A 25,253-nucleotide genomic window follows, 5' to 3' on the forward strand; every position below is an offset into this window, starting at 1 on the left:
GATGCGGCTCGGGAGCGCCGGTTCAGCCCCCGTTCTTATTGTCGTTCGCCTGGCCTTCCGGCTTGGCGATGCTGCTCCGCATCTGGGTGTCCGCCTCGACGTTTTTGAGGTTCATGTAATCCATCACGCCGAGCTTGCCGGATTTGAGCGCGTCGGCCATCGCAAGCGGAACCTGGGATTCCGATTCGACGACGCGGGCTCTCATCTCGACGACGCGCGCCCTCATCTCCTGCTCCTGGGCGACGGCCATCGCGCGGCGCTCCTCGGCTTTTGCTTGGGCGATGCGCTTGTCGGCCTCGGCTTGCTCGGTCTGCAGATTGGCGCCGATGTTCTTGCCTACGTCCACGTCCGCGATATCGATCGACAGAATTTCGAACGCCGTGCCGGCATCCAGACCTTTGCCGAGCACCGTGCGGGAGATCAGGTCCGGGTTTTCCAGGACGTCCTTATGCGAGTTCGACGAGCCGACCGTCGTGACGATGCCCTCGCCGACACGGGCGATGATCGTCTCCTCGCCGGCGCCGCCGACGAGCCGCTCGATGTTGGCGCGGACCGTGACGCGAGCCTTGACCTTCACTTCGATGCCGTCTTTGGCGACGGCGGCGACGGTCGGCGTCTCGATCACTTTCGGATTGACGCTCATCTGCACGGCCAGGAGCACGTCGCGGCCGGCGAGGTCGATCGCCGCGGCGCGGGCGAATTCCAGCTCGATGTTCGCGCGCTGGGCGGCGATCAGGGCATTGACGACGCGGTCGACGTTGCCGCCCGCGAGATAGTGGCTTTCCAGCTGGTTGATCGACAGGCCGAGGCCGGCCTTGGTCGCCTTGATCATCGGATTGACGATGCGGCTCGGCGTTACGCGCCGCAGCCGCATAGCGACGAGCGTGATGATGCCGATGCGCACGCCCGAGGCGAGAGCCGAGATCCAGAGCATGATCGGGAAGAAGCTCAGAAAGACCGCGATCAGGATGACCGCGACGATCGCGGCGACGACGTATCCGACACCTGCAAATTCCATACCCATTGAATCGACTCCTCTGTTAGTGGATTTCCTTGACGATGACGCGCGTGCCCTCGACCCGCGAGACGACGACCCGGGCGTGCTGGGCGATGAACTCTCCCGCCGTGACGACATCGATGCGCTCTCCGCCGATATCGACGATGCCGGCCGGACGCAGCGGCGTCACCGTCGTGCCCGCCTGGCCGAGCAGGCTCGACTTGGACGACGACGGGACGAAGCCTTCTTCGCTCGTCAGTCGTTCTCTCAAGACGAAGCGGTTCCAGATGCCCCGTTCCTTGAAGCGGCGGGCGATCAGGACGACGACAATGACGGCCGCGGCGAACGCCGACAGCATGGCGATCGTCGCCGTCGCCGTGTCCTCGAAGCTGAACAGGATCGCCCGGACGAGCGCGGCCGCTCCCAAGATGCCGAGGATGCCGAAGCTCGGCACGAGCAGCTCCAGCACGAGCAGCACGATGCCGAGGACGAAGAAGAAGACGTCCATGCCGTCGCTGTAGCCGGCCTGATGTCCGCCGAGGAAAAACAGGCCGAAGCCGACGATGCCGATCAGTCCCGGGGCCGCGAAGCCCGACAGCAGCAGCGCGAGCATCGTGCCGGCGAAGCCGGCGAACAGCAGCAGCGTCGCGACGTACGGGTCGGCGAGCCAGACGGTTCCGTCCCCGGCTCCCCCCGCGCCTGCGGCCGAGGCGGAAGCCGCTGCCGACAGGCCGAACAGCGCGGCTCCTGCAGCCGCGATCCTTATTTTGCTTCTCAGATGGCACACCCCCTTGATGCATTCTCGTCCCTAACTAATTCAGTGGTGAAGCAATAACTCCTTCTTAGATACGGGCGAGGAGCCGATTCGTTTCGACTATTTTGCCCTATGCGGCGCCATTCAGCCGAAAAGCCAAAAAACACTCCCCTAGGGGAGTGTTGTTGTGGTCCGAGATTATGGCAGAAATTGCTGTACCGTTTGGTTTACTAGCTTACCGTCGGCGCGTCCCTTCACTTTCGGCATGAGAGCGCTCATCACTTTGCCCATGTCGGCCTTGGAAGAAGCACCGGTTTCCTGGATCGTCTGCTCTACAATTGCTTTGATCTCTTCTTCGGTCAGCTGTGAGGGAAGGTAGACACTAATAATATCAATTTCTGCTGCGACATCTTTTACAAGATCGTCGCGGCCGGCTTTTTGAAATTCTTGGAGGGAATCTTTGCGCTGTTTGATCTCGCGACTGACGATGTCAAGAACCTCGCCGTCCTCAAGCGGACGCTTCAGGTCGATCTCTTGGTTCTTCACAGCTGCGCGCACCATGCGGATCGTGGTCAAGCGGAACTTGTCCTTGTCCCTCATGGCTTGCTTCATGTCGTCGTCCAATCTTTGGCTAAGGTTCATTTCGGAAGGATCCTCCTAAAACTTTCTCTTGCGCGCAGCCTCGGATTTCTTCTTGCGCTTAACGCTCGGCTTCTCGTAATGCTTGCGTTTCTTCACCTCAGCCAGGACGCCGTCCTTAGCAATGGTGCGCTTGAAGCGGCGGAGTGCAGCATCGATGGTCTCATTTTTGCGAACTTTCGTTTCAGACACTTGTTATCCCTCCCTCCGAAACAGACGGTCCAGAAGATGAACACGGCTAATCAAATTTAATTATAGTTCAATGAAAGAGCCAGTGTCAACTCGTATGGCCTTCGACAAGCGCGCCGAGAGGACGTCCTCCCAGTAGATGCACATGCAGGTGGTAGGCGGTCTGCCCTCCGTCGGAATTGCAGTTGTTGATGAGACGGTATCCGGACTCGGCGATGCCCTCCTGCGCGGCCAGCTTCTGGGCGACGAGCAGCAGCTCTCCCAGCAGGGCGGCGTCCTCGGGAGCCGCATCGTTCATCGTGGAAAGATGGCGCTTCGGAATGACGAGGATATGTACGGGCGCCGCAGGCGCGATATCCCGGAACGCCAGCACGCTCTCGTTCTCGAACACTTTGGCCGAGGGAATGGATCCTTCGACGATCTTGCAGAAAACACAATCGCTCACAGCTCCCGCCAGCTCCTTTTCTCCTGTCCTTGCTTTCCTTATTGTAGCCGATTCCGCACGGTTCGTCTAACGCGAACGAAAAAGCCCCATCCGGCCGCAAAGGGCATGGATGAGGCGGGCTTCGGCCGCGGCTCGCGGCTCATGGCGGCCGGCGGCGGACGATGCCGCGGATGCGTGCCGGGGAGCGGCATCCGGGCCGTCCGGGGCCGCATGGCGGCAAGGGCGGCTTACAGGAACGGCAGCAGCGTCAGGCCGGCCAGCGCAGCAAGCGGGAACACGGCGCGGGCGAAGCGGCGGCGCGGATAATAAGGGTACGGATAAAGCGGCGGATAGGGGCCGAAGCCGGGACCGAAGCCAGGACCGAAGCCGGGACCGCCGACAAAGGCGCGAGGGTCGATCTCGTTCATGCCGCAAGGAACGGCGATACAGACGTACTCGTCGTCATAGTGCTCGATGAAGCCGTCGACGCACCAGCCGTCTTTCGTATGGGCGAGCACGTAGCGATGCTTGTGGTTGTCGCAGAAATGCTTCATCTCCGGCTTTTCCATGACCACGACGACCGTATTCTTGATCGTCGTCTGGCTCGGCGCGACCGGCGCGACCGGCATGACCGGCTCGGGCGGCGCGACCGGCATGGCGGCGGTCGGAGCCTTGATCGGCATCGGGGCCGTAGGCTTCACGGCCGTAGGCGTCTTTGCCGGCACAGGCGCAGGGGCAACAGCTGTCGGATTCGTCGGTTCCATTGTCGGTTACCATCTCCTCAACATTCGTTCTGCCCTATCCTATGCCGCCTATGGGCGATTGGTTAATCGCCCGCTATCGCGCGCCGCAAAAAAAAGGAAGGCGGAGGTCCCGCCTCCAAAACACGCATCCGGCCGGCGCCTGCCGCCCCGCCCCCGTCGGCCTGATTCCTTCGGCCGTCTCCTACTTGTACCCGTCCACGGCGTCCGCCATCCGGCGGGCGGCATCCGGCCAGCTCTTGTCGGCAAGCAGCGTCAGGTAGCGCTCGCGCGAGCCGATCGAGGTGTCGACCGAATCCGCGAGCTGCTTCAACTCGGCGAGAGCGCCGGCCATTTTCTGCAGCTCGTCCGCCGACCCTTCGAGAGCCGTCTTTTTCATGAGCTGGACAAATTCCGCGGCGTCCTTGCCTGCGCTGTCCGGCCAATCCGCCGAACGGCTGCGCGCGGTCTCGAACAGCTTGTCGAGCGGGATGTCGCCCAGGCCTTGCCCGGCGCCGTCCGGTCCGAGTCCAAGCAACAGGGAGACTCGCTCCTTTTCCGGAGCCGCGCCTTCCTTAAGCTTGCCGAATGCCTGGATCGCCTTGTCCAGCTCTTCCTTCGTCTCCTTCCAGAGGAGGAAGGCCTGCTCACCTTGCTCTGCCCGCTCCTGCTGCTGCTCTTGCAGATAATGCGCGAATAGGAAGACGTTGCCGACCAGGCTCATCGTCAGCAGGATGAAAAGCACGGCTGTCGTCATGCTGCGTTTCGGTTGAGGCTCTTGCTTCACAGGATCGTTCCTTTCTTAGTCGAGTTCCATGCGGACCGCCTGACGGCCCCGAAGAAAATAGACGTGGACTTCGGCGACGGGCCGGCCGAGCGCCTGCTCGACGGCCTTGCGGTACAGCTCCAGCTGGAAGCGATGCTTGTCCGCCGCCCGCTCGTAATCGCCGGAGGGCACGCGGTCGCTCTTGAAGTCGCACAGCACGAGCCGGCCGGCCTCCTCGAACAGGCAGTCGATGACGCCCTGGAGGAGCACCGGCTCGCCGGCGGCTTCCAGGCCGGCGTCCGGGAACGCCTCCCGCGCCGGCAGCAGGCAGCTGAACGGCAGCTCCCGCCAGACGCGCTCCGCGGCGAGCAGCCGCTGCCCGAGCGGCCCGGCGAAAAAGGCCTTGGCCGCCTCGACGTCGGCCGCCCCGGCCTGCTCCTCCGTCAGGATGCGCTTCCGCACGAGCCGCGCCAGCGCAGCCTCGACCGCCCCGTCCGGCAGCGGTCCGTCCAGCGGCACATGCTGCAGCAGCGTATGCACGGCGGTGCCTTTGTCGGCGGCGGTCATCCCGCGCTGCTCCATGAACTTCGGCCGCCGCAGGCGCAGCGCGGCCTCTTCGCCCGTCGGGGCGGAGCGCAGCGGCGCAGCGCCTGCGCCTGCGGCGGATGCGGCCCCAGCTGGAGCGCGGCCTGCCGCCATGCGGCCGACAGGCTCGACGAACGGACCGCTGTCCATCGGAACCGCGTCCTCGCCTCTTGCGGCATCGCCGCGAAGGCGCTTGAGCTCGGTGACGGAGGTTTTGGCCGCGACCCGAGACGCCTCGGCATGAGGATAGCTCCAGGACAGGCGCCTCTCCACCTCGCGCTCCCAGCCTCCCGGCGCGAGCGGCACCGCATGCAGCGCCGCCTGCCGTTCCTTCGTCCGATCGGGCGCCGCGGCCGGCTCCGCGCCGGCGGCAGCCTGGCCCCCGAGGACGTAGTAGGGCAGGATGCCCTTTTTCCAGCTGGCGAAAGACGCTTCGGGACGCGAGGCCGGAGAAGGAACGGCGCCGGAGGCGGGAATCGGCTCCGCGCGCGCTCCCGTCAGCTCGACCGGCGCGGCCGGAGCCGGCGGCGCCTGACCGTCGGACCGCTCGTCCGAATGCTCGCTAGAGGCGAAGCCGGCAAGCGGTCCGAGCCAGTCGAGGAAGCGGCGGGCGGCGGCGATCCGGTAGTCCGACAAGACGCCGCTCTCGCCGAGAGAAGCGTTCCAGCGCTCCGTCTGCCGGACGGCGTCGTCGACCGTGCCGACGAGAACGAGCTTTTCTTTGGGCCGCGTCAGCGCGACATAGAGCACCCTCAGCTCCTCCGCCTGCATCTCCATCCGCATCCGGCGGCGGATCGCCAGGCAAGGCAGCGTCGGGTAGCTGAGCCGCAGCTCGGGATCGACGAACTTCGGTCCGAAGCCGAGCTCCTTGTGCAGCAGGAACGGAGAGCTCACATCCTGCTGGTTGAACTTCTTGCCGAGGCCCGCCACGAATACGATCGGGAACTCCAGTCCCTTGCTCTTGTGGATGCTCATGATGCGCACGACGTCCTCGCCCTCTCCGAGCGCGCCTGCCGTGCCGAGGTCGCCGCCGTTCTCCCGCATCCGGTCCATGAAGCGGAGGAAGCGGAACAGGCCGCGCGCGGTGCCGGCCTCGAACTGGCGGGCCCGCTCGTGCAGGGCGCGCAGGTTGGCCTGCCGCTGCGCTCCGGCCGGCAATCCGCCTGCCCAGTCATAATACCCCGTCTCGCTGTAGATCCGCCAGATCAGGTCGGCCAGGCTGCCCTGGCGCGCCGCGTCGCGCCATTCGTCGAGCTTCCCGAGGAAAGCCGACAGCTTGGCGCGCAGCTCCTGCGGCGCGAGCAGATGGTCGGCCGTTCGGACGGCCGCTTCATAATACGGCCCTGAGCCGCCGACGATGCGGATCAGCGCCAGCTCCTCGGCCGTCAGCCCGAACATCGGCGAGCGGAGGATGCCGGCGAGCGGAATGTCCTGGAACGGATTGTCCGTCACGCGCAGCGCCGACAGCATGACGTCGACCTCGACGGCGTCGAAATAGCCGCTGCCGAGCTCGGCGTACGCCGGGATGCCCGCCGCCTGCAGCTCCTCCATGAGCACGGGCGCCCACGACTTGGTCGCGCGCAGCAGGATGACGACATCCCGCCACGCCATCGGCCGGCTGCCGCCGCGTCCGTCATGCACCGCATAGCTGCGGGCATGCAGGTCCAGCAGGCGGCGGGCGATGTAGCGCGCCTCGAGCTGGGCCGTCTGCAGGTCGGCCGCTTCTTCCCGCTGGCCGGCCTCGGCGCCGTCCGAGCCTTCCGCCGCGGCGGGAGCTTCGGCGGCGGCCGCGCCGCGCTCGCGGTCGATCAGCGCCAGCTCGACTGCGAACGCGTCCCGCGGCTCCGGCTCGGGATAGGAGGCGCCGAGCACGAGCTCGGCGGAGCGGTCGTAGTCCATCTCGGCGACCGACTCCCGCATGAGCGCGCGAAAGACGGCGTTCACGCCGTCCACCACCTCGGAGCGGCTGCGGAAGTTGCGGGCCAGGTCGATGCGCCGGCCGGCCTCCGCGTCCCCGTGCCCGAAGCGGCGGTATTTGGCCAGGAACAGATCCGGCTCCGCCAGGCGGAAGCGGTAGATGCTCTGCTTGACGTCGCCGACCATGAAGCGCCGCCCGCCTCTCTCCTCCGGCGGATCCGCGGGGGAGCCGGTCAGCAGCTCGACGATCGATTCCTGCACGCGGTTCGTATCCTGGTATTCGTCCAGCAGCACCTCGCGAAACTGCCTGCGGTAGTCCAGGGCGGCCGCCGATGGGACGGCCCGCTCCGGCGAGGAGCCTTCCCCGCGCAAAATCGCCAGGCAGTAGTGCTCGAGGTCGCCGAAGTCGAGCAGTCCCTTGCGGCGCTTGGCGTCCCGGTAGCGCCGGTCGAACTCGATGACGAGCTCCGCCAGCGTCTCGAGCAGCGGCGCGAGCTCCCGCAGCTCGCGGACGTAGTCGGCGGCCGGCCGGCTGAACAGCTCCTTGCCGAGCTCCTCCACGATGCCCTTGGCCTCCGCGCGCAGCTCCTTGGCCCGCTCCTGCAGGAGCGGATCGGCATCCTGGGACGCGCGCGCGGCCTTCAGCCGGCCGAACGATCCGGCCAGCTGCCAGGCGTCCCGCCATTCGTCCCAAGGACGGGTCAGCACGGACTCCCGGATGGACGAGACGAGGCTCAGATCCTCCCGCAGCGTGTCGGCGTAAGCCATCGGCCCTCCCGGCGCCCCGGCCAGCTCGAGCGCCTCCGACAGGGCGGCCTCCGCCCCCTCGAGGCTGAGCCGCAAATCCGCGGAGAGCGCCGCCAGCCAAGGCGTAGCCTCCAGATCGGACGGCTCCTCCACGCGGAACGCGGCCGCCATGCCGCGCAGCCAGTCGTCCGGCCACGGCTGCGAGCGCGAAAACTCATACAGCTGCTGGACGAGCCGATACAGCGGCTCGTCGCTCTTTTCGCCGCCGTAGCGGTCGGCCAGCTCGAGAAAGAGGCCGCCGTCGTTGTCCGAAGCGGCATAGCGCTCCTCGAACAGCTCGTCCAGCACCTCCAGCCGCAGCAGTTCGCCCTCGGTCTCGTTGGCGACGCGGAAGCCGGGATCGAGCCCGATCATCGGGTAGTAGCGGCGGATGACGTCGAGGCAGAACGAGTGCAGCGTCGTGATCGACGCCCGCCCGAGCAGCGCGAGCTGCCGCCGCAGATGCTCCGACTCCGGCTCGAGCTCGAGCGCCGCCTCCAGCGCGGCGCGGATCCGCTCCTTCATCTCGGCGGCCGCGGCCTTGGTGAACGTCGCCACGAGCAGCTGGTCGACATCCGTATCCTCGGAGATCATGGTAATGATCCGCTCCACGAGCACGGCCGTCTTGCCGGACCCGGCCGCGGCGGCAACGAGCACGTCCCCGCCGCGCGCCGTCACCGCCGCCCACTGGTCGTCCGTCCAGCGCGAGCCGGCGGGCTTGGGCGGCGGCGCGTCCAGCGCCTCGGGACGCGCTTCGTCCGATGCTCGGCCTGCCGGACCGACGATCGTTTCGTCCATCGGTTCGCCAGCCGGACCGACTTTCGGTCCGACCTTCGGTCCGACTTCCGGTCCGACTTTCCGTCCGACTACCGTTTCGCCTGTCGGATCGCCTGTCGATCCGACGATCGTGTCGTCCCCGGCTCTTTCGGCCGCCCGGTCATCGGCTGCGCTCATCGTCCTCTCTCCTCTCCCAATGGAAGGTCCCGTCTCCGGCTCCATCCTTCCTGTGCTTGTCCTGCGTTCCGTCCTCGCCCGCAGGCAGAAGCCGCGGCGGGTTCTCGGCCCCGGCTGCAGGCTCCGCCTGCGCCTCGGCGAGCTCCTCCAGCGACGTCCAGAACTCCTCCTTGCCCGGCGCGGGCAGCTTCAAATACTCGTTGCCTTCGTTGAGCGGATCGAACTGGCAGACCGGCTTGTACGCGCAAAACTGGCATGGCGTCTTGGCGCCGAGCCGGTACGGCCGGATCGCGATCTCGCCGTCCTTGACCGACTGGCCGATGCCGCCGATCGTGCGGCGGACCGAGCGCCGGAGCAGCTCCCACTGGCGTCCGCTCGCGACCGAGGAGTCGGACAGAAAGCCGCCGTCCTTGCGGAAGCCGGCCGGCAGCAGGTCCGAGCGCCCTTCCAGCCCGGCGTCCATCATGCGGACCGTATCGGCGTCGTCGAGCAGCAGGCCGCGCATCTTGAAGCGCTTGAGCAGCATCGCGGCCGCCTCCTCCGCCCCTAGGCCCGCCGGCACGCTGAGCACCGGGTTCTGCACGTGGAAATAGAGCACGCCGGCCGGATGCGCCGGCTCTCCGAGCCAGCTCTCGGCATGGGTCAGCAGCACGTCCAGATAGGCGAGCATCTGCAGCGATAGGCCGCTCGCCACCTCCTCGAGCCGCAGCTGCGTCGCGCTCGACTTGTAGTCCAGCACGCGCAGCAGCAGCCCTTTGTCCGAACGGGCGGCATCGACGCGGTCGATGCGCCCGACCAGCGTGATCGAGCCGCTGCCGTCGGGGAGCTCGATGTCGAGCGGCGGCAGCTCGCCGCCCGGCCCGAACTGGACCTCCAGCCCGACGGGCTGGAAGTCCGCGCGGCGGGCATGCTCGCCGAGCACGACCGCCGCGCGCGAGACGACCGCCTTGAGCTTGCCGGCGATGTAGCGGTAGCGGCTGCTGCTCAGCAGAATCTCCGACTGCAGGCGCGGCACGAGCTCGTCGACCGCCTGGGAGGCGGTCTCGCGGATGCGCGCCTCGCCGGCGCGGCCCCAGCCCTCGCCGAGCTCCGTCGCGACCTTGGTGAGCGCCGCATGGAACAGCTGGCCCATGTCCGGCGCGCCCAGCCGGTAGAGACGGCGCTCCTTGAGCTTCAAGCCGTGCGCGGCGAAATGCTGGAACGGGCACGAGACGAAGCGCTCCATCCGCGACACGCTCGTCGTCAGCTGCCCGCCGTAGAGCCGGTCGGCCAAGCCGCGGCCAAGCCGGACGACCTGGTTGTCGTAGCCGAGCGCGCCTGTCATCGCCGTCAGCCGGCCCTGCCAGTCCGGCCGCGCCGCGAACCAGTTGTACACGTCCTGCCAAAGCGGAGCGAGCTCGCCTCCGTCCAGCCACTCGCGCAGCCTCGGCACGAGATAGGACAAGGCGCGCTGCGGCAGCTCGAGATAGTCGAGCTGCCGCTCGGACGCCGCGGAGGCGTCCGGCGCTCCGGCCGCGGCATTCGCCGGCAGGCCGGGGAACAGCGTCTGCAGGTGGCGGATGTATTCGGACGGATGCAGTCCCTTGCCCTCTTCGTCGGCAAGCGGCCAGCTCACCCATAGCCGCTCGGACGGCGCAAGGAAGGCGCGATAGATGTGGAAGCGCTCGTCAAGCAGGCGGCGGCGCACGCCCGGGGCCATCTCCAGCCCCGCGTCCGCGAGCTGCTCGCGCTCCCGCTCGGTGAGCAGGCCGTCCTCCTGGATGCGCATCGGCAGCACGCCGTCGGACGCGCCCAGAATATAGGCGGCGCGCACGCGCCCATTGCGGACGCGGTCCATCGCGCCGACGACGACCTGATCGAGCGACGGCGGCACGGCCGACAGCTTCATCGACTCCAGGCCGGTCTCCACCATGCCGGCGAACAGGTCGGCCGGGATCGGCTCCTCGCCCGCCAGCTCCACCAGCTGGTCGAGCAGGCCGAGCACGCCGTCCCATACTTGGCGGTGAACGCGGGCGGCGCCGGGCCGGCCGGCGGCCAGCTCCTGCTCCGCGCGCCGCTCCAGCCGGTCGGCCGTCCCGGAGCGGTCGAGCAGGTCGAACAGCGCCTCGCAGCGCTCCCGCACCGTCTCCGCCTTGGCCATGGCGCGCTCGAAGCGCGTCAGCGGCCGCATCAGCTCGCTGCGGGCGCGCAGCACGTCCTCGAACTCCTCGCGCTGGCGGGCTCCGGCCTCAGACGGCTCGTCCTCGACGCTGCCGGTCCGAAGCGGCTGCCAGCGCTTCAGGCTTTTCCAGCTGCGGCCCTCGATGCCTGCCGCCAGCACATAGTTTTCCAGCCGGTCGAACCGCTCGCGGTCGAGCCGGCCGTCTTCCGGAAACAGCAGCTCCGTCTTGACGCAGCGGAACACCGCCTCGTGCTTCCAGCCGTACAGCGCCGTCTCCAGCGCCGAGCGGATGAACTCGACGAGCGGATGATGGAGCACGTCGCGGCTGCCGTCGAGGAAAAACGGGATGCGGTAGTCGGCGAACACCTGCTGGATCATGTCGCTGTAGTCCGCCGTCTGCCGCACGACGACGGCCAGCTCGCGCCAGCGCATGCCGCGCTCGCGCACTTGGCGCACCATGTCGCGGGCGGCCGCCTCGACCTCGGCCCGCCGCGAGGCGGACGGACGAAGGACGATTTCGGCGGCGTCCTCCGCGAGCCGATCCCGATCCCCCGCACGGCGCAGCGGCACGCGCCCGCCGAAATGCCGGTTCAGATGCTCCAGCATCCCCCCCGGGCGATAGCGGGGCGCATCGGCCGGCGGCAGGACGAGCGGGGAATCGACCTCGACTCCGAGCTCGGCCGCCAGCCGCGTCAAGCGGATGCAGGCGTCGGCGGCGGGGTGGAACAGATCGAGCTCATGCGGACGCTCCTCGGCTCCGTAGAGACGGTCCAGGCAGAGCGTCACGGTGACCGACTCCGCCTGGCGCAGCAGCGCGCCGACCGCGGCCAGCTCGCGGGCCGTGAAGCCGTTGAAGCCGTCGAGCCAGTACCGCGCTCCGCGCATCGAGCCGCAGTCGGCATACCCGTCGGCGAGCAGCGTCAGATGGTCCTCGTCGTCCATGTAATGTCCCGCCAGCTCCCGCTCCAGCTCGCCGTAGACGAGGGACAGGTCATGGAGCTTGCGCTCCAGCAGCGAGCCGCGGGCGCGCGCTTCGGCGGCAGAGCCCTCCGATTCCGCGCCTGTCTCGTACCCCAGGCTGCCGCGCACGGCGGCTGCATCGACGCCGTAGCGCTTCCATTCCGTCAGCAGCTCGCCCATCTTGGCGATGAAGCCTTGCTGCCCGCTGCCACCCTGGAACAGGCGGAGCTGCGGCGAGAGCCGGTGCACGATCTTATGCAGCAGCATGTTCTTGCCGTTCTCTCCGACCGGCACGAGCGCCGCGCCGCCCGCTTCCTGCATGACGCGCAGGGCGAGCCGGCGGAAGCTGAGCACCTGCGCCCGCAGGCTGGAGCGGATGCCGCTGCCGAACAGCGCGTACTCCGTCTGGAACGTCGCCTGCTCCGGAGTCAGCAGCACGAGCGGGGGACCGGCCGGATCGGCCGCCAGCTCGCGGCGGATCTCCTCCATGCAGGCAAACGTCTTGCCCGTGCCCGCCCGTCCGATGATGAATCTCAGCGCCATTTTTGCCCGCTCCCTCCCTCCGGCGGCTCTCGCCTCCGGGCGTCGTTATTTGAGCAGCAGCCTCGTGCTGCTGTGTCCTTCCTTGGTCTTGCTCACTTCCAGCACGGCCGGGAACGCGTCCTTGAGCTCCTGCACATGGGAAATGACGCCGATCAGCCGGCCCGCCTCATGCAGGTCGGCGAGCGCGGAGATCGCCCGGCCGAGCGACTCCTCGTCGAGCGAGCCGAAGCCCTCGTCGATGAACATCATCTCGATGGAGACGCCGCCGCGGCTCGACTGGATGACGTCGGTCATGCCGAGCGCGAGCGCCAGCGAGGCGTTGAACTTCTCGCCGCCGGACAGCGACTTGACGTCGCGGTTCTGGCCCGTGTAGCTGTCGTAGACGTCGAGGCCGAGGCCGCTCTGCCGCCCCCGCGCCTCGAGGCGGCCGCTGCGCTCCAGCACGAACTGGCCGCTCGACAGCTCATGCAGCCGCTCGTTGGCGGCATGCAGGATCTGCTCGAGGAACTCGATCAGGATATAGCGCTCGAACGAGATCTTGAGCGCGTTGTCGCCCTTGAGCATCTCGTGCAGGTCGGCGACCTCCTCGAGCTCGGACTCCGTCGCGGCGCAGCGGCGCGCCGCTTCGGCCGCGGCCGCGCCGAGCGCCTGCGCCTGGCCGCGGCGGCGTTCCGCCTCGCGCCAGCGGGCATCCGCCGCCTCCCGCTCGCCGCCGAGCCGCTGCGATTCCGCCGCCAGCTCCGCGAGCGCGGCGCGCTCGCGTCCGGCGAGCTCGCGCTCCAGCTCGTCGGCGAGCCGCCGCTGCGCGGCCAGCTCCGCGCGGTACGCCTCCAGCGTCCGCCGGGCCTCGCCCCGCCGCGCCTCGTCCAGGCGCGCCGCGCGCCACTCGTCCGCAGCGGCGAATCCGGCCGCGGCCAGCTCCGCCGCGAGCCGCTCGGCCGCCGCAGCGGCGGCGAGCTCCGCCTCGCGCGCCTGCTCCGCAAGCCCCGCGAGCCGCGCCGACGTCTCCGCCGCGGCCGTGCCGGCGCGCGCATGGCGCTCCTGCGCGGCGCGCAGCGCGGCGGCAAGCGCCGCCTCCAGTCGCGCGGCGGCTCCGTGGCGGCGCTCCAGCTCCGCCGCGTCCTGCAGCGGCTCCGGCACCGCGGCCAGCTCCGCCTCCAAGCGCGCCTCCCGCGCCGCCGCATCAAGCGCGAGCGGCTGGCGCAGCGCCTGCAGCCGCTCGCGCTCCGCCTCCAGCGCCTCCAGCCGGCGCTCCAGCTCGGCCAGCGCTTCGCGCAGCGGGCCGCGCTCCGCCTGCAGCGCCTGCAGCCGCTGGCATTCGCTGCGCACCCGGCGGCCCTCCTCGAGCGTCTGCTCGAGCTGCCGCTCCAGCGGCTCGGCTCCGATCTCGAGCTCCGCTCGGCGCCCTTCGGCCTCGGCGACGCGCTCCTGCGCCGCGGCGGCCTGCGCGGCCGCGGCGGCGAGCTCGCGCTCGAGATGCAGCAGCGCGGCCTTGGCCTCCTGCAGCTGCTCGCGGCGCACCGGCTCGACGTCGGCCGAAGCCTTGCGCGGATGCGCCTCGCTGCCGCACACCGGGCACGGCTTGCCGTCATGCAGATGCTCGGCGAGGCGTCCCGCCTGGCCCTCGATCCAGCGCTGCTCCAGCCGGTCCGCCGCCTCGCGGCTCGCCAGCGCGGCGCGCTCGCGCTCGTCCCGCGAGCGCTCCAGCGCCTCCGCCTGCCGGCTCGCCTCGAGCATCGCCTTCAGCGCCTCATGACGGCGCAGCAGCTGCTCCAGCCGCCGCTCGAGCTGCGGCAGCGGCTCCGTCGCCCGCTCCAGCTCCTCGAGCCGCCCCTGGCGCTCGCGGCGCTCGGCGCGCGCGGCGTCCAGCGCGGCTCCGGCGCGCTCCAGCTCCGCGCCGACGCTGCGCTCCTCGGCGCGCAGCCGCGCCAGCTCCGCCCGGCGCTCGCCGAGCGTGCGCACGAGCGGCAGCAGCCCCGCGAGCCGCTCCTGCTCGCGGCCGGCCGCCTGCCGCTCGGGCTCGCGCGCCTGCTCCGCCGCAGCCGCCGCGGCCGCCGCCTCGAGCTCGCGCGCCGCCTCCGCGGCCGCCTCCTCCGCCTCGCGCAGGCGGCGCTCCAGCGCGGCCGTCTCGGCCGCGGCGCGGCGCGCCTGCTCGTCGTACGGCGCGAGCCGCTCCGCCCGCTCGGCCGCCTCGAGCCGCGCGGCGAGCCCGCTCATCTCGCCGCCGCGCGCCTCCAGCGCCTCCGCCTGACGGCGGGCCGCGTCGCGCTCGCCCAGCCGCGCGTTGATCCGCTCCGCCTCGGCGAGCCGCGTCCGCTGCGCGTCCCAGGCCGCCTGCGCCCGCTCCCGCTCCTCCAGCAGCTCGCGGCACGCCTGCTCGTAATGCCGCTCCTCCTCGGCCAGCCCGTCCAGCAGCTGCGCCGCTCCAGCATGCTCCTGCGCCAGCACGGCCGCGAGCCGGCTCTCCTCGCGCGCGGGCAGATCGCTCCGCGCCTGCTCGCCGATATAGAGCAGCCGCTGGCGGTCGCCCTTGACCGCCTCGCGCAGCTCGCGGGCGCGCGCGGCGAAGCTTTCCTCCAGCCGCCGGTACAGCTCCGTGCCGAACAGCCGCCGCAGGATCTCTTCCTTATTCTCCGTGTCGGAGGTGAGCAGCTTGCGGAACTCGCCCTGCGGCAGCATGACGATCTGGATGAACTGGTCCCGCGTCAGGCCGACGAGCTCCTCCAGCCGCGCGTCCACCTCCTTGACGTGGAACCGGTCGACCGCCGGAGCCTCGCCGTCCGCAGACAGCTCGTACAGCTCGGCCTTGCCGCCGGTCTCGCTCTTGTTGCCCGCCCGGCGGTGGGCCATCTGGCGGAACACGCGGTAGCGCCGACCCTTGGTCTCGAACACGAGCTCCACCGACGTCGGCTGGTCGTCGCCCGCGAAATGGCTGCGCAGCAGCCGCGTCTCCGCGCGGTCCTCGCCGCTCGCCGCGCCGTAGAGGGCGTAGCAGAGCGCGTCGAAGACGGTCGTCTTGCCCGCGCCGGTCTGGCCGGAGATGACGAACAGCCCTCTGCCGCGCAGCGGCTCGAAGTCGATCGCCTCCTCGTCGCGATAGGGCCCGAAGGCCGTCATGCTCAGTCGAATCGGCCTCATCCCGCCGCCTCCTCTCCGCCGAGCACCCGTCCGCACACCTCTTGGAACAGGCGCTTCTTGCTCTCGCTCAGCTCGGTGCCGCGCACCTCCCGGTAAAAGCCCTCGAACAGCGACGCCGGATCGGTCGCGCGGCGCGCTCCTCCCCGGTCGGCGGCAGAGGCTGGACCGTCGCCCGCGGCAGCCGGAGGCGCGAGCGGACGGCGCTCCACATGCAGCGCGTTCGGATAGGCGGCGCGCACCTTTTCCATCGGGAACAGCACCGGATTGTCGTCGAGCAGCGTCACGAACACGTAATCGTCGCTCCTCTCCTTCGTCGCCTCGATGTCCCGTATGTACCCGCTCACCCGGCGCATGTCGCGGCGCGGCTCGAGGAGCCGCTGCTCGACGGACGCCTCGCCGTCCGCGCCCAGCTCCACGACGAGCCAGCCCTTGCGATGCCGCTCCTCCGAGATGGAGTACTTGAGCGGCGAGCCGGCGTAGCGCACGCTCTCGCGGCCGACCCAGTGCGCCTGATGCAGATGGCCGAGCGCCGCGTAGTGGAACGGATCGAAATGCCGCGCGTCCACATGCTCCGCTCCGCCGATCGACAGCGGCCGCTCCGAGTCGCTCGTATTGTCCTGCGGGCGGCCGCCGGGCGTGACGAACGCATGGCCGACGAGCACATGGCGCGCGGCCGGATCGAGCCGCTCCGCCAGACGCGCGGCCGCCGCCCGCATCGCGTCGTCATGCGTGCGGATCGACTCGTCGCCGAGCGCCAGGCGGACGACGGACGGATCGCAGTACGGCAGCAGGTGGAAATGGACCTCGCCATGGCCGTCCCGCAGCCGCACCGGCTCCGCGTCCGGGTCGTAGCGCCCCGCCAGATGGAGGCCGCGGCCGGCCATCAGCCGGCTGCCGAAGCGGATCCGGTCGGGACTGTCGTGGTTGCCGGCGACGGCGATGACCGGCGTGTCGAGGCCGATGACAAGGCGCGAGAGCGTCTCGTCGAGCAGCTCCACCGCCTCCGTCGGCGGCACCGCCCGGTCGTACAGGTCGCCGGCGATGACGACAGCGTCGGGCCGCTCGCGCTCGACCGCCTCCAGCAGCTGCTCCAGCGCGAAGCGCTGGTCGTCCGTCATGTAGACGCCCTGCACGAGCTTGCCCAGATGCCAGTCGGCCGTATGGATGAACTTCATGTGCGCCTCTCCCTTCCCCTCGTGCCAGGCTCGTCCCGCCCGGCCGATCATGAACATATGTTCTTATACAGTAGCATCTTCGCGCCTTGCGTGACAAGCCTGGAGCGGAGGGCGCGAAACGAAACCAGCCGTCCGGGTCGGCGCCGGACGGCTGGAACGCTTCAAGGCTGGGCAGGCCCCTTATCTGCTTCGTTCGAAGGCTGCCGACGCGCCTTAGCCCAGGCTGCGCACTTCGAAGATCGCGAACTTCAAGTAATGGCCCTCCGAGACGCCGAGCAGCTGCGGATGGTCCTTGCCCGCCGCGCGCCACTCCACGAGGCGCAGCGACTTGCCGGCGTCGGCCGCGGCGTCCTGGATCGCCTGCAGGAACAGCTCGGGGCTCATATGGTACGAGCAGCTCGCCGTGACGAGATAGCCGCCTTCGTTGACGAGCTTCATGCCGTGCAGGTTGATGTCCTTGTAGCCGCGGCAGGCGCCTTCCACCGCGCCCTTCGTCTTGGCGAAGGCCGGCGGGTCGAGGATGACGACGTCCCAGGTGCGGCCGCCTTCCTCCAGCTTGCGGGACGTATCGACGCCTTTGGCGCCTTCGGCGCGCGCGCTGCGCTCGTCCTTGCCCTTCACCTGCCGGCGCAGGTACTGGAACGCGTCGTCCACGACGAACTCCACCCGGTCCGCGAAGCCGTTCCGCTCCACGTTGCGGCGAGCCGTCTCGACGGCATGCTCCGACACGTCGAGGCAGGTGACCTTTTTCGCTCCGTACTTGCAGGCATGCAGCGTGAAGCTGCCCGTATGCGCAAAGCATTCCAGCACCGTCGCCCCGTCCCAGAGCGGGTAGGCGACAGGCTTGCCGCTCTTGTTGACCGGCACGAGCGCCGTCTCTCCGTCCGGCCGCCCGCCTGCCGGCGCGGCAGCCTCCCAGCCTTCCGGCAGCTCCGCAAGCGGACGCCGCTCGAGCCGGATGCCGCTGCGCGCGCCCCAGCCTTTCATGAGCGGCGCGATCGAGGCGCGGTTTTCCCGCTGGTCGTAAAAATAGCCGGTCTTCTGGCCTTCCTCCAGATCGACCTCCATGACGATGCCGTTCTCGACGATGTCGACGTAGCGCGGACAGTCGCCGTACAGCACGCCCGTGCGCTCCTCCAGCCCTTCCAGGCGGCGCACGCCGACGTCGCTGCGCTCGTAGATGCCCTTGGGCCGGAAGACGGCGACGAGCGCCCGCACCAGCTGCTCGCGGCGCTGGTCCATGCCGAGCGTCAGGATCTGCACGACGAGCACGTCCGCGAAGCGGTCCACGACGAGCCCCGGCAAATAATCCGCCTCGCCGTAGACGAGCCGGCAGTCCGGCTCGGAGACGAAGCGCTCGCGATACGCGCGGCACTCCTCCAGGCGGGCGGTCAGCAGCGCCTCGTCCAGCTCCTGCTCCGGCTGCCGCGAGACGACGCGCACGCGGATCTGCGAGGCGGGATTCCAGTAGCCGGACGCCAGGTAGCGGCCGTTCGCCGCCATGACGTCGACCATGTCGCCCGGCGCGGCCTCTCCGTCCATGCGCTCGATCTCGCCGGCGTACACCCACGGCTGCCCTTGCTCCAGACGCCTCGTCTTCTTTTTATGCAAATAAAGCTTCGCTCTGCTCAAGCCTGATCCCATTCCTTTCGCGATCTATCGATCCCGGGCCGCGCGCCGCGCGGCGTCTCCGGTCATGCCTCCCCGCCCGTCCACATAAAGTAGAAAAGCGAAAGGAGTCCTGTCCATGCTCAGCTCGATCCTCATCCCCGCGCTGCTCGGCTTCGCCGTCTTCATGCTCGGCATGAAGCTGATGGAAGCCGCGCTGCACCGCTCCGCCGGCCGCTATGTCACCGCCGCCGTCGAGCGCTTCACGCGCACGCCGCTGCACGGCCTCGCCTCCGGGGCGGCGATCAGCGCCGTGCTGCAGAGCAGCACCGCCGTCACCGTCATCGCCATCGGCATGGTCAACGCCGGCGTGCTGACGCTGCCGCGCACGCTCGGCATCGTGCTCGGCACGAACGTCGGCACCTGCCTGACGACCGAGCTGATCGGCCTCGAGCTGGAGCGCCTCGCCGGGCCGCTGCTGCTCGCCGCGCTCGCCGGCTGGCTGCTCACCGCCGTGCTCGGCGAGATGAGCCCCTCCGGCGGACGCCACCGCCAGCGCTGGCTCGGGCCGCTGCGCAGCGCCTCGCTCGCCGTGTTCGGCTTCGCGCTGCTGCTCGCCGGCATCTCCGTCATGAAGTCGATCGGAGCCGCCGTGCAGGCCAGCCCGTTCTACGCCTGGTTCATGGAGCGCTCCGATGACAGCCTGCTGTGGGGCTTGCTGGCCGGAGCGGCGCTCACCGCCGTCGTCCACAGCAGCGCCGCCGTCATCGGCATGGCGATGAGCCTCGCCGCCGCCGGGGCGATGCCGCCCGAGCTAGGCATCGCGATCGTCATCGGCGCCAACGTCGGCACCTGCCTGACGGCGGTGCTCGCCTCCATCGGCGGCAGCCGCGCCGGCGCAGGCGTCGCCTGGTTCCACGTCGCGCTCAACGTCGGCGGAGCGGCGCTGTTCCTGCCGCTGACGCCGCAGCTGGCCGCGGCGGCCGCCTCGTTCGGCGGGGGCGCGTCGGCGCAGCTCGCGCATGCGCAGACGCTGTTCAACGTCGCCTGCTCGCTGCTCGCGCTGCCGCTCTGCTACTTGCCGCTGCGCCGCCGCTCCGGCAAAAGCCCCGCTTCCAAAGCCTAGGGCGTGCCTGCAACCGTGCTCGGGGGCATCCATCGCCGCCTTTTCGCCCCCTGTGAGGGACGGAAATTCGGCAACAGCTGCTTCCTTCACAAGTTGCAGGCACGCCCTAGGGACGGGGCCGGCCCCGCTGCCTTACGTGCCGCTGATGCTCAGTCCGAGCAGCCTGAGGGCACCCGCCACGATGCGGTCGTTGTTGTCGTAGCCGGACTGCTTCTGGCGGCGCCAGGCCTCCTCCGGCTCGAACCACTCGACGCCGCGGATCTCCTCGACCTGCGCCTGCAGCGAGCCGCCGGTCGCCTCGACGAGATAGTAGTGGACTTCCTTGTCCACCAGCCCTTTGGCCTCGTGCCGGTACTGGTACTTGATCTGGTCGATCGGCTCGACGATCCGGCCCTGCAGGCCGGTCTCCTCCGCGATCTCGCGAAGCGCGGTCTCCTCCACCGTCTCGCCCGGCTCCATCTTGCCCTTCGGCAGCGAAACCTTGCCGTACCGATCCTGGATGAGCTGGATCTGCAGTCCATGCTCTGGCGTCCGCCGGTATACGACCCCGCCTGCTGAGATTTCCTTCATGCGCTTCCGATCCTCCCCGATCTGATCTTGACGGCGCGGCGCCGCATGTCAGGCTCCTGCCTTCTCCAGCCTTGCCGGCTGCTCCTGCACGACCTCGACGAGGCGTCCGCGGCTCTCGTTGACGCCCGCTTCCGTGATCTCGACGCGGCACAGCTTGCCGATCATCGACTCGTCTCCTTCGAAGACGACCTGGATATAGTTGTCCGTATACCCCATCATCAGGCCCGAGCCCGGCGCGCTGCCCTTGTGCTCGCGCTCCGGGATGACGCCCAGCGTCTGGCCGACGTACTTCTCGGCATAAGCGAGCTGCATCGTCTCCGACAAGTCGATCAGCCGGTGGACACGCTCGTTCTTGACCGCCTCGTCGACCTGGTCCTCCATGCGCGCGGCCGGCGTGCCGGTCCGCTTGGAGTACGGGAAGACATGCATTTCCGAGAAGCCGAGCTCCTTCATGTACGCGTAGCCCGCCTCGAACTGCTCCTCGCTCTCGCCCGGGAAGCCGACGATGACGTCGGTCGTGATGGCGACACCCGGCATCGCCTCATGCAGGCGGCGGATCGTCGCCGCGTATTCCTCGGTCGTGTACTTGCGGCGCATGCGCTTCAGCACCGTGTCGTCCCCGGCCTGAAGCGGCACATGCAGATGGCGGCACATTTTCGGCGACTTGTTCAGCACCTCGATCATGTCCTCGTCGATCTGGCTCGCCTCGATCGAGCTGATGCGGATGCGCTCCAGCCCGTCCACCTTGTCCAGATCCCAAAGCAGGTCGGACAGCTTGTAGTTGTCCAGATCGTCGCCGTAGCCGCCCGTATGGATGCCGGTCAGCACGATCTCCTTGAACCCGGCCTCGACGAGCTTGCGCGCCTGGGCGACGACGCTTTGCGGATCGCGGCTGCGCGATAGGCCGCGCGACCACGGGATGATGCAGAACGTGCAGAAGTTGTTGCAGCCCTCCTGAATTTTCAGGAACGCCCGCGTGCGGTCGGCGAAGTCGGGCACGTCCAGCTCCTCGAACTCGCGCGTCTTCATGATGTTGCGGACGGCGTTGACCGGGACGCGCTCGGCCTGCACCTGGCGCACGTAGTCCATCATCCGCTCGCGGTCCTGCGTGCCGATGACGAGGTCGACGCCCGGGATGTCGAGAATCTCCGCCGGCGACGTCTGCGCGTAGCAGCCCGTCACCGCGATGACCGCGTCCGGATTGCGCCGGATCGCGCGGCGGATCACCTGCCGGCTCTTCTTGTCGCCCGTGTTGGTGACATGGCATGTATTGATGAGATAGACGTCGGCCTTGTCCGTATCGAAGTCCACTTGCTCGTAGCCTTCGTTCTTGAACAGCTGCCAGATCGCCTCGGTATCGTAAAAGTTGACTTTGCAGCCTAAGGTGTGAAGGGCTACCGATGGCATGACGTTCCTCTTCCTCCCATTTCTCCGGACTCGTACATGAGCGCGGCCAGTCCCGCCAGCCCCGCCGTCTCGGCCCGCAATATTCTCCGTCCCAGGCCTGCCGCGAGCGCGCCCGCCGCCTGGATCTCCTCCGCCTCGCGGGGGCTGAAGCCGCCCTCGGGCCCGACGACCAGCAGCACCGCATGCGGCTCGCCGTCCTTCAGGACGCCGCTCTCGCGCGCCTGCCGGATGCGGTCGCCCAGTCCCGTAAGGGCGCCTGGAGCATGGCCCTCTTCCTCGTAGCAGAACAGCGCCAGATCATGCCGCGGCACGTCGGCGAGCAGCTGCTTCCAGCCATGCACCTCCCGCACCTCGGGCAGGCGGCTGCGATGCGCCTGCTCCGCCGCCTCCTTGGCGATTTTGCCCCAGCGCTCCAGCCTCTTCGCCTCTTTGCGGGCGTCGTACTGCACGACCATCCGCTCGGATTGAAAAGGCAGGAAGGCGAAGGCGCCGAGCTCCGTCCCTTTTTGGATGACGAGCTCCATCTTGTCCCCCTTGGGCAAGCCCTGGGCGACCGTCACGCGCCAAAGCGGCTCGCGGTCCATCGGCAGCCGCTCGGCGATGTCGGCGGTCACTTCCGACGCCGACAGCTCCCTCAGCACGACGCGCGCCTCGAGCGAGACGCCGTCGGCGACGATGACCTCGTCGCCCGCCTTCATGCGCATGACCTTGACCATATGATGGGCGTCCTCCCCGCGGAGGACGACCGTGGAATCGCCGAACTGCTCCGGCGAGACGAAATATCGCTGCATCTCATAACCCCTGTATCGTAAAAGTCATCCTCCATCATACACCTTTTGCGGATGAAAATCCATGCGGGCGGCGGGCAAGCCGCCGCTTGGCGATACATTCCATGCGGATCTTCCGTCTATTGGGATAGAAATCCAGAATGATGGAAAGAGGGCGATGTCATGCATGATGAGGACCGGCATGGGAGTGGAGGGAGCGCGGCGCGGCCGAAACCGCCTGTCCCGCCATGGGTCTATCGGGGACTAGCCGTGCTGATCCTCGCTGCCATCGCTGGCCTGTTTCTCGTCGGGTTCCCTCTTTATTCCCTCTCGAAGGAGTTCCGGCCCTTCCGCTTGACCGTCGACAACCAGTCCGGCAAGAGCGTCGACGTGCTGGCGATCTCCATCCGCTCGCGGGACGGTTCGGGAATCGAAGGCGTGAGCTCGCTGGACCGCTTGTCCCGGACTGTGGACAACGGGCGCAAAGCGACGTTCAAGCCGGCGCTGGAGCATGCCGGGGAAGGGTCGATCTACGTGGAGTACCGGATCGGCGGCGACCGCGATTCCGTGAAGACGGTCGTATGCGGGTACACGGAATATGCCAGCGGGTTTTCCACGTTGACGCTCAAGGGGACCGAGGTCCAGCTCGAGCAGAACTGCCATTAGCTGCTAGAGTGCGCATTCAACCGGCTAGGGCGTGTTTGCAGCCTCCGCGTGTTTGCAACCTCCGAAGGAAGCAGATGTTGCCGAATTTTCGTTCCCTGCAAGGAACGTCCCCGCCCGAATCTAACGACTCCTCAGACGCTTAGAACCCCTTTTTCCGCGTCTCCAAATTTTTAACGACGAATCAGACGCTTAGAACCGCCTTTCGCCTGTTTCCGCACGTTTTTTCGACTATTTTGCACGGCTAAGCTCTTCACGCGTCGTTAGATGCTTGAGCCGCCCCATTCGGAGCTTCTAACGATCTGATTCGTCGTCAGCGGCCCTCTCCTTTACACTTCGACTGCAACAGCCGCACGCAAAACCGAGCGCCTCCGGACGGTGCGATTCGCGCAAGTGGGACGATACGGGATTGGGACGATACGCGCGATTGGGACGATGCGTCGGTGTCATGGAATCTCACGGAGCGGAATAGAGCGCAGCTGCAACGGTACCGCTTGCTTCCCGATCGGTCCTTTACAGAGGTGGGCTAAGAAGGCGGCCGCTTCAACTAGATGAACGTGAAAAAGGACAAAGCGAGACGATCTCGCTTTGTCCTTCTTGCCGTGCGGATTGGGAGTACGATTAAAAAAGAGCTTCAAACCACGTTCGGAACATGCCATGCAGATCTCCGACAAGAGCCAGATAAGGCTGCAGCGTCGCTCGATTGAGCGCCGGGATGAAGACGATCAGCAAGAAGATGAGGATGCCCCACTGGGAGTATTGATCGAGCTGGATGCGCGTGCGGCGCGGCAGCAGCTCGTACAGGATGCGATAGCCGTCGAGCGGCGGCAGCGGCAGCAGGTTGAACAGGAACAGCATGCCGTTCAGATAGATGAAGTAGTGCAGGAAGATCGAAAGTGCCTCGACGACGCGATCCGAAGCGCCGAGCAGCAGATCCGTCGAGTTGAAAAGCTGCCATAAAAACGCGCCGACCGCCATCAGCACCAGGTTGCTGAGCGGACCGACGAGCGCGACGACGATGTTCATGAGACGCGGCCGCTTGAAGTTGAGCGGGTTGACCGGCACCGGCTTCGCCCAGCCGAAGCCGGCGATCAGGATCAGGAACGTGCCGAGGAAATCGAGATGCACGGCCGGATTGAGCGTCACCCGGCCTTGCTTGTACGCCGTATCGTCGCCGAACTTGTACGCGGCATAGGCATGCGCGAACTCATGCAGCGTGAACGCGATGATGAGCACGAGCGCGATGAACGGCAGCTCGTCGAGCGGAAAGCGAATGAGGCTTTGCAATCCCTCCATCCGCGCCTACCCTTCGCCTTTCGGCTTCGCCGCCACGAAGGCGATCCATTTGTCCTCGCGGACGCGCTCGACGATCTCGAAGCCCGCGGCGAGCAGCGCCGCGGCGACCGTCTCTTCCTTGTTCTCGTAGATGCCGCTGGCGATGTACGTGCCGCCCGGCTTCAGCGCCGCATAGACGTCGTCGAGGAACAGCAGGATGATCTCGGCGAGGATGTTGGCGACAATCAGGTCGCACGGCACGCGGACGATCAGCGGCTCGTTCACGGCCCGCTCGGCCAGCTCCGCCCGCACCTTGGCCTCGATCGGATTGGACTCGGAGCTCCAGGAGGACGCCTCGCCGCTGCTGATCTTGAGCACGCCGAGCAGATCGCTCTGGAGCGCCTGGATGCGGTCCTCGAGCCCGTTCAGGCGGGCGTTCTCGATCGCGCTCGAGACGGCGACCGGGTCGAGGTCGACCGCGAGCACGCGGCTCGCGCCGAGCTTGACCGCTCCGATCGCCAGAATGCCGGAGCCGGTGCCGACGTCGATGACCTCGTCGCCCTCGCGGACCGTGGACTCCAGCGCGCGCAGGCAGAGCGACGTCGTCGGATGCGTGCCGGTGCCGAACGCCATGCCGGGATCGATCTCGATGACCAGCTCCTCCGAGGTCGCCTCGTACTCTTCCCAGGTCGGCTTGATCGTCAGCCGCTCCGAGACGCGGATCGGCTTGAAATACTGCTTCCAGGCGGTCGCCCAGTCGTTCTCGTCGACCGTCACGACCGAGATGTCGGCCGGCCCGGGGTCGATCTCGTACGTCCGCAGCTCTTCGATGCGGGGACGGACCGCCTTCACATGCGCGTCCATGTCCTCGTCTTCGTTGAAGTAGCCCTTGATGACGACGAAGCCCTCCGGGATGTCGTTCAGCGGCAGCTCGTACCACTGCCCGAAGCTCAGGTCGCGCCGCCGCTCCAGCGAGCCGGACTCCTCGATCGACACGCCTCCCGCTCCCTGCTCATGCAGGAAATTGGAAATCATCTCGACCGCTTCCTCGGTCGTATAGATCGTCAGTTCATGGTATTTCATCGGTGCAGCCCCACTCCTCTTCGCCT

The 25,253-nt window shown here is 68.0% G+C and carries 19 protein-coding genes; 2 read left to right on the forward strand and 17 right to left on the reverse strand.

Going from position 1 to position 25,253, the window contains the following annotated elements; genetic code table 11:
• Positions 1-22: 22 nt before the first annotated feature.
• The 12 genes from floA to GE073_RS16090 all read right to left on the reverse strand — a co-directional run bounded on the left by floA (position 23) and on the right by GE073_RS16090 (position 18,360).
• Positions 23-1,018, reverse strand: a complete 996-nt coding sequence (gene floA, locus GE073_RS16035) for a flotillin-like protein FloA (RefSeq protein ID WP_028597063.1) — start codon at positions 1,016-1,018, stop codon at positions 23-25.
• Positions 1,019-1,040: 22 nt separating this feature from the next.
• A complete protein-coding gene (locus GE073_RS16040; protein ID WP_052332856.1) occupies positions 1,041-1,784 on the reverse strand; it encodes an NfeD family protein in 744 nt (247 codons plus the stop codon).
• A gap of 165 nt (positions 1,785-1,949) precedes the next feature.
• Positions 1,950-2,393, reverse strand: a complete 444-nt coding sequence (locus GE073_RS16045; protein ID WP_028597064.1) for a GatB/YqeY domain-containing protein — start codon at positions 2,391-2,393, stop codon at positions 1,950-1,952.
• A gap of 15 nt (positions 2,394-2,408) precedes the next feature.
• The gene (gene rpsU / locus GE073_RS16050) at positions 2,409-2,582 is read right to left on the reverse strand and encodes a 30S ribosomal protein S21 (protein WP_028597065.1); all 174 of its coding nucleotides are present in this window, start codon (positions 2,580-2,582) and stop codon (positions 2,409-2,411) included.
• Between the two features lie 85 nt (positions 2,583-2,667).
• The gene (locus tag GE073_RS16055) at positions 2,668-3,024 is read right to left on the reverse strand and encodes a histidine triad nucleotide-binding protein (RefSeq protein WP_028597066.1); all 357 of its coding nucleotides are present in this window, start codon (positions 3,022-3,024) and stop codon (positions 2,668-2,670) included.
• 227 nt (positions 3,025-3,251) lie between these two features.
• Entirely contained in the window at positions 3,252-3,767 is a 516-nt protein-coding gene (locus GE073_RS25490) for a hypothetical protein (RefSeq protein ID WP_228551565.1), read from the reverse strand.
• 181 nt (positions 3,768-3,948) lie between these two features.
• Positions 3,949-4,530 carry a hypothetical protein gene (locus GE073_RS16065; RefSeq protein WP_028597068.1) on the reverse strand — a complete coding sequence of 194 codons (582 nt, stop codon included), beginning with the start codon at positions 4,528-4,530 and terminating at the stop codon, positions 3,949-3,951.
• 15 nt (positions 4,531-4,545) lie between these two features.
• The gene (addA, locus tag GE073_RS16070; RefSeq protein ID WP_228551566.1) at positions 4,546-8,751 is read right to left on the reverse strand and encodes a helicase-exonuclease AddAB subunit AddA; all 4,206 of its coding nucleotides are present in this window, start codon (positions 8,749-8,751) and stop codon (positions 4,546-4,548) included.
• The gene (gene addB / locus GE073_RS16075) at positions 8,735-12,415 is read right to left on the reverse strand and encodes a helicase-exonuclease AddAB subunit AddB (protein WP_153783846.1); all 3,681 of its coding nucleotides are present in this window, start codon (positions 12,413-12,415) and stop codon (positions 8,735-8,737) included. Before addB ends, addA begins: the two co-directional genes overlap by 17 nt.
• Before the next feature lie 45 nt (positions 12,416-12,460).
• Positions 12,461-15,553 carry an AAA family ATPase gene (locus GE073_RS16080; RefSeq protein WP_028597069.1) on the reverse strand — a complete coding sequence of 1,031 codons (3,093 nt, stop codon included), beginning with the start codon at positions 15,551-15,553 and terminating at the stop codon, positions 12,461-12,463.
• A complete protein-coding gene (locus GE073_RS16085) occupies positions 15,550-16,728 on the reverse strand; it encodes an exonuclease SbcCD subunit D (RefSeq protein WP_028597070.1) in 1,179 nt (392 codons plus the stop codon). Before GE073_RS16085 ends, GE073_RS16080 begins: the two co-directional genes overlap by 4 nt.
• Before the next feature lie 213 nt (positions 16,729-16,941).
• Entirely contained in the window at positions 16,942-18,360 is a 1,419-nt protein-coding gene (locus GE073_RS16090; protein WP_028597071.1) for a class I SAM-dependent rRNA methyltransferase, read from the reverse strand.
• 115 nt (positions 18,361-18,475) lie between these two features.
• Here GE073_RS16090 and GE073_RS16095 point away from each other — a divergent pair, with 115 nt between their 5' ends.
• Entirely contained in the window at positions 18,476-19,462 is a 987-nt protein-coding gene (locus GE073_RS16095) for a Na/Pi cotransporter family protein (RefSeq protein ID WP_028597072.1), read from the forward strand.
• 132 nt (positions 19,463-19,594) lie between these two features.
• Here the strand turns inward: GE073_RS16095 and GE073_RS16100 are convergent, their stop codons facing one another.
• From GE073_RS16100 to GE073_RS16110, 3 genes are read right to left on the reverse strand one after another with little or no spacing between them, the layout of a single operon-like run.
• Entirely contained in the window at positions 19,595-20,032 is a 438-nt protein-coding gene (locus tag GE073_RS16100; protein ID WP_028597073.1) for an NUDIX hydrolase, read from the reverse strand.
• Between the two features lie 48 nt (positions 20,033-20,080).
• Entirely contained in the window at positions 20,081-21,439 is a 1,359-nt protein-coding gene (mtaB, locus tag GE073_RS16105) for a tRNA (N(6)-L-threonylcarbamoyladenosine(37)-C(2))-methylthiotransferase MtaB (protein ID WP_153783847.1), read from the reverse strand.
• Positions 21,427-22,230 (reverse strand): 16S rRNA (uracil(1498)-N(3))-methyltransferase, encoded by an 804-nt coding sequence (locus GE073_RS16110; protein ID WP_101807783.1) that lies wholly within the window; start codon positions 22,228-22,230, stop codon positions 21,427-21,429. Before GE073_RS16110 ends, mtaB begins: the two co-directional genes overlap by 13 nt.
• Before the next feature lie 330 nt (positions 22,231-22,560).
• On the opposite strand from GE073_RS16110, the gene GE073_RS16115 reads away from it, so the two are divergent.
• Positions 22,561-22,872 (forward strand): hypothetical protein, encoded by a 312-nt coding sequence (locus GE073_RS16115; RefSeq protein WP_028597076.1) that lies wholly within the window; start codon positions 22,561-22,563, stop codon positions 22,870-22,872.
• A 618-nt stretch (positions 22,873-23,490) separates the two neighbouring features.
• On the opposite strand, the gene GE073_RS16120 is transcribed toward GE073_RS16115, so the two are convergent.
• Together GE073_RS16120 and prmA are read right to left on the reverse strand one after the other, a co-directional pair.
• Positions 23,491-24,165: a site-2 protease family protein gene (locus GE073_RS16120; protein ID WP_028597077.1), complete on the reverse strand. Its 675-nt coding sequence runs from the start codon at positions 24,163-24,165 to the stop codon at positions 23,491-23,493.
• Positions 24,166-24,171: 6 nt separating this feature from the next.
• Positions 24,172-25,227: a 50S ribosomal protein L11 methyltransferase gene (prmA, locus tag GE073_RS16125; RefSeq protein WP_028597078.1), complete on the reverse strand. Its 1,056-nt coding sequence runs from the start codon at positions 25,225-25,227 to the stop codon at positions 24,172-24,174.
• Positions 25,228-25,253: the final 26 nt, after the last annotated feature.

It is taken from the genome of Paenibacillus sp. B01, assembly GCF_009649995.1.
Taxonomy (GTDB): domain Bacteria; phylum Bacillota; class Bacilli; order Paenibacillales; family Paenibacillaceae; genus Paenibacillus_O; species Paenibacillus_O pasadenensis.

Bases quoted from the DNA above. Each gene is read 5' to 3' on its own strand.
- floA (WP_028597063.1), bottom strand. From the start codon at position 1,018: ATGGAATTTGCAGGTGTCGGATACGTCGTCGCCGCGATCGTCGCGGTC.
- GE073_RS16045 (WP_028597064.1), bottom strand. From the start codon at position 2,393: ATGAACCTTAGCCAAAGATTGGACGACGACATGAAGCAAGCCATGAGG.
- GE073_RS25490 (WP_228551565.1), bottom strand. From the start codon at position 3,767: ATGGAACCGACGAATCCGACAGCTGTTGCCCCTGCGCCTGTGCCGGCA.
- addA (WP_228551566.1), bottom strand. From the start codon at position 8,751: ATGAGCGCAGCCGATGACCGGGCGGCCGAAAGAGCCGGGGACGACACG.
- addB (WP_153783846.1), bottom strand. From the start codon at position 12,415: ATGGCGCTGAGATTCATCATCGGACGGGCGGGCACGGGCAAGACGTTT.
- GE073_RS16080 (WP_028597069.1), bottom strand. From the start codon at position 15,553: ATGAGGCCGATTCGACTGAGCATGACGGCCTTCGGGCCCTATCGCGAC.
- GE073_RS16085 (WP_028597070.1), bottom strand. From the start codon at position 16,728: ATGAAGTTCATCCATACGGCCGACTGGCATCTGGGCAAGCTCGTGCAG.
- GE073_RS16095 (WP_028597072.1), top strand. From the start codon at position 18,476: ATGCTCAGCTCGATCCTCATCCCCGCGCTGCTCGGCTTCGCCGTCTTC.
- GE073_RS16100 (WP_028597073.1), bottom strand. From the start codon at position 20,032: ATGAAGGAAATCTCAGCAGGCGGGGTCGTATACCGGCGGACGCCAGAG.
- mtaB (WP_153783847.1), bottom strand. From the start codon at position 21,439: ATGCCATCGGTAGCCCTTCACACCTTAGGCTGCAAAGTCAACTTTTAC.
- GE073_RS16110 (WP_101807783.1), bottom strand. From the start codon at position 22,230: ATGCAGCGATATTTCGTCTCGCCGGAGCAGTTCGGCGATTCCACGGTC.
- GE073_RS16120 (WP_028597077.1), bottom strand. From the start codon at position 24,165: ATGGAGGGATTGCAAAGCCTCATTCGCTTTCCGCTCGACGAGCTGCCG.
- prmA (WP_028597078.1), bottom strand. From the start codon at position 25,227: ATGAAATACCATGAACTGACGATCTATACGACCGAGGAAGCGGTCGAG.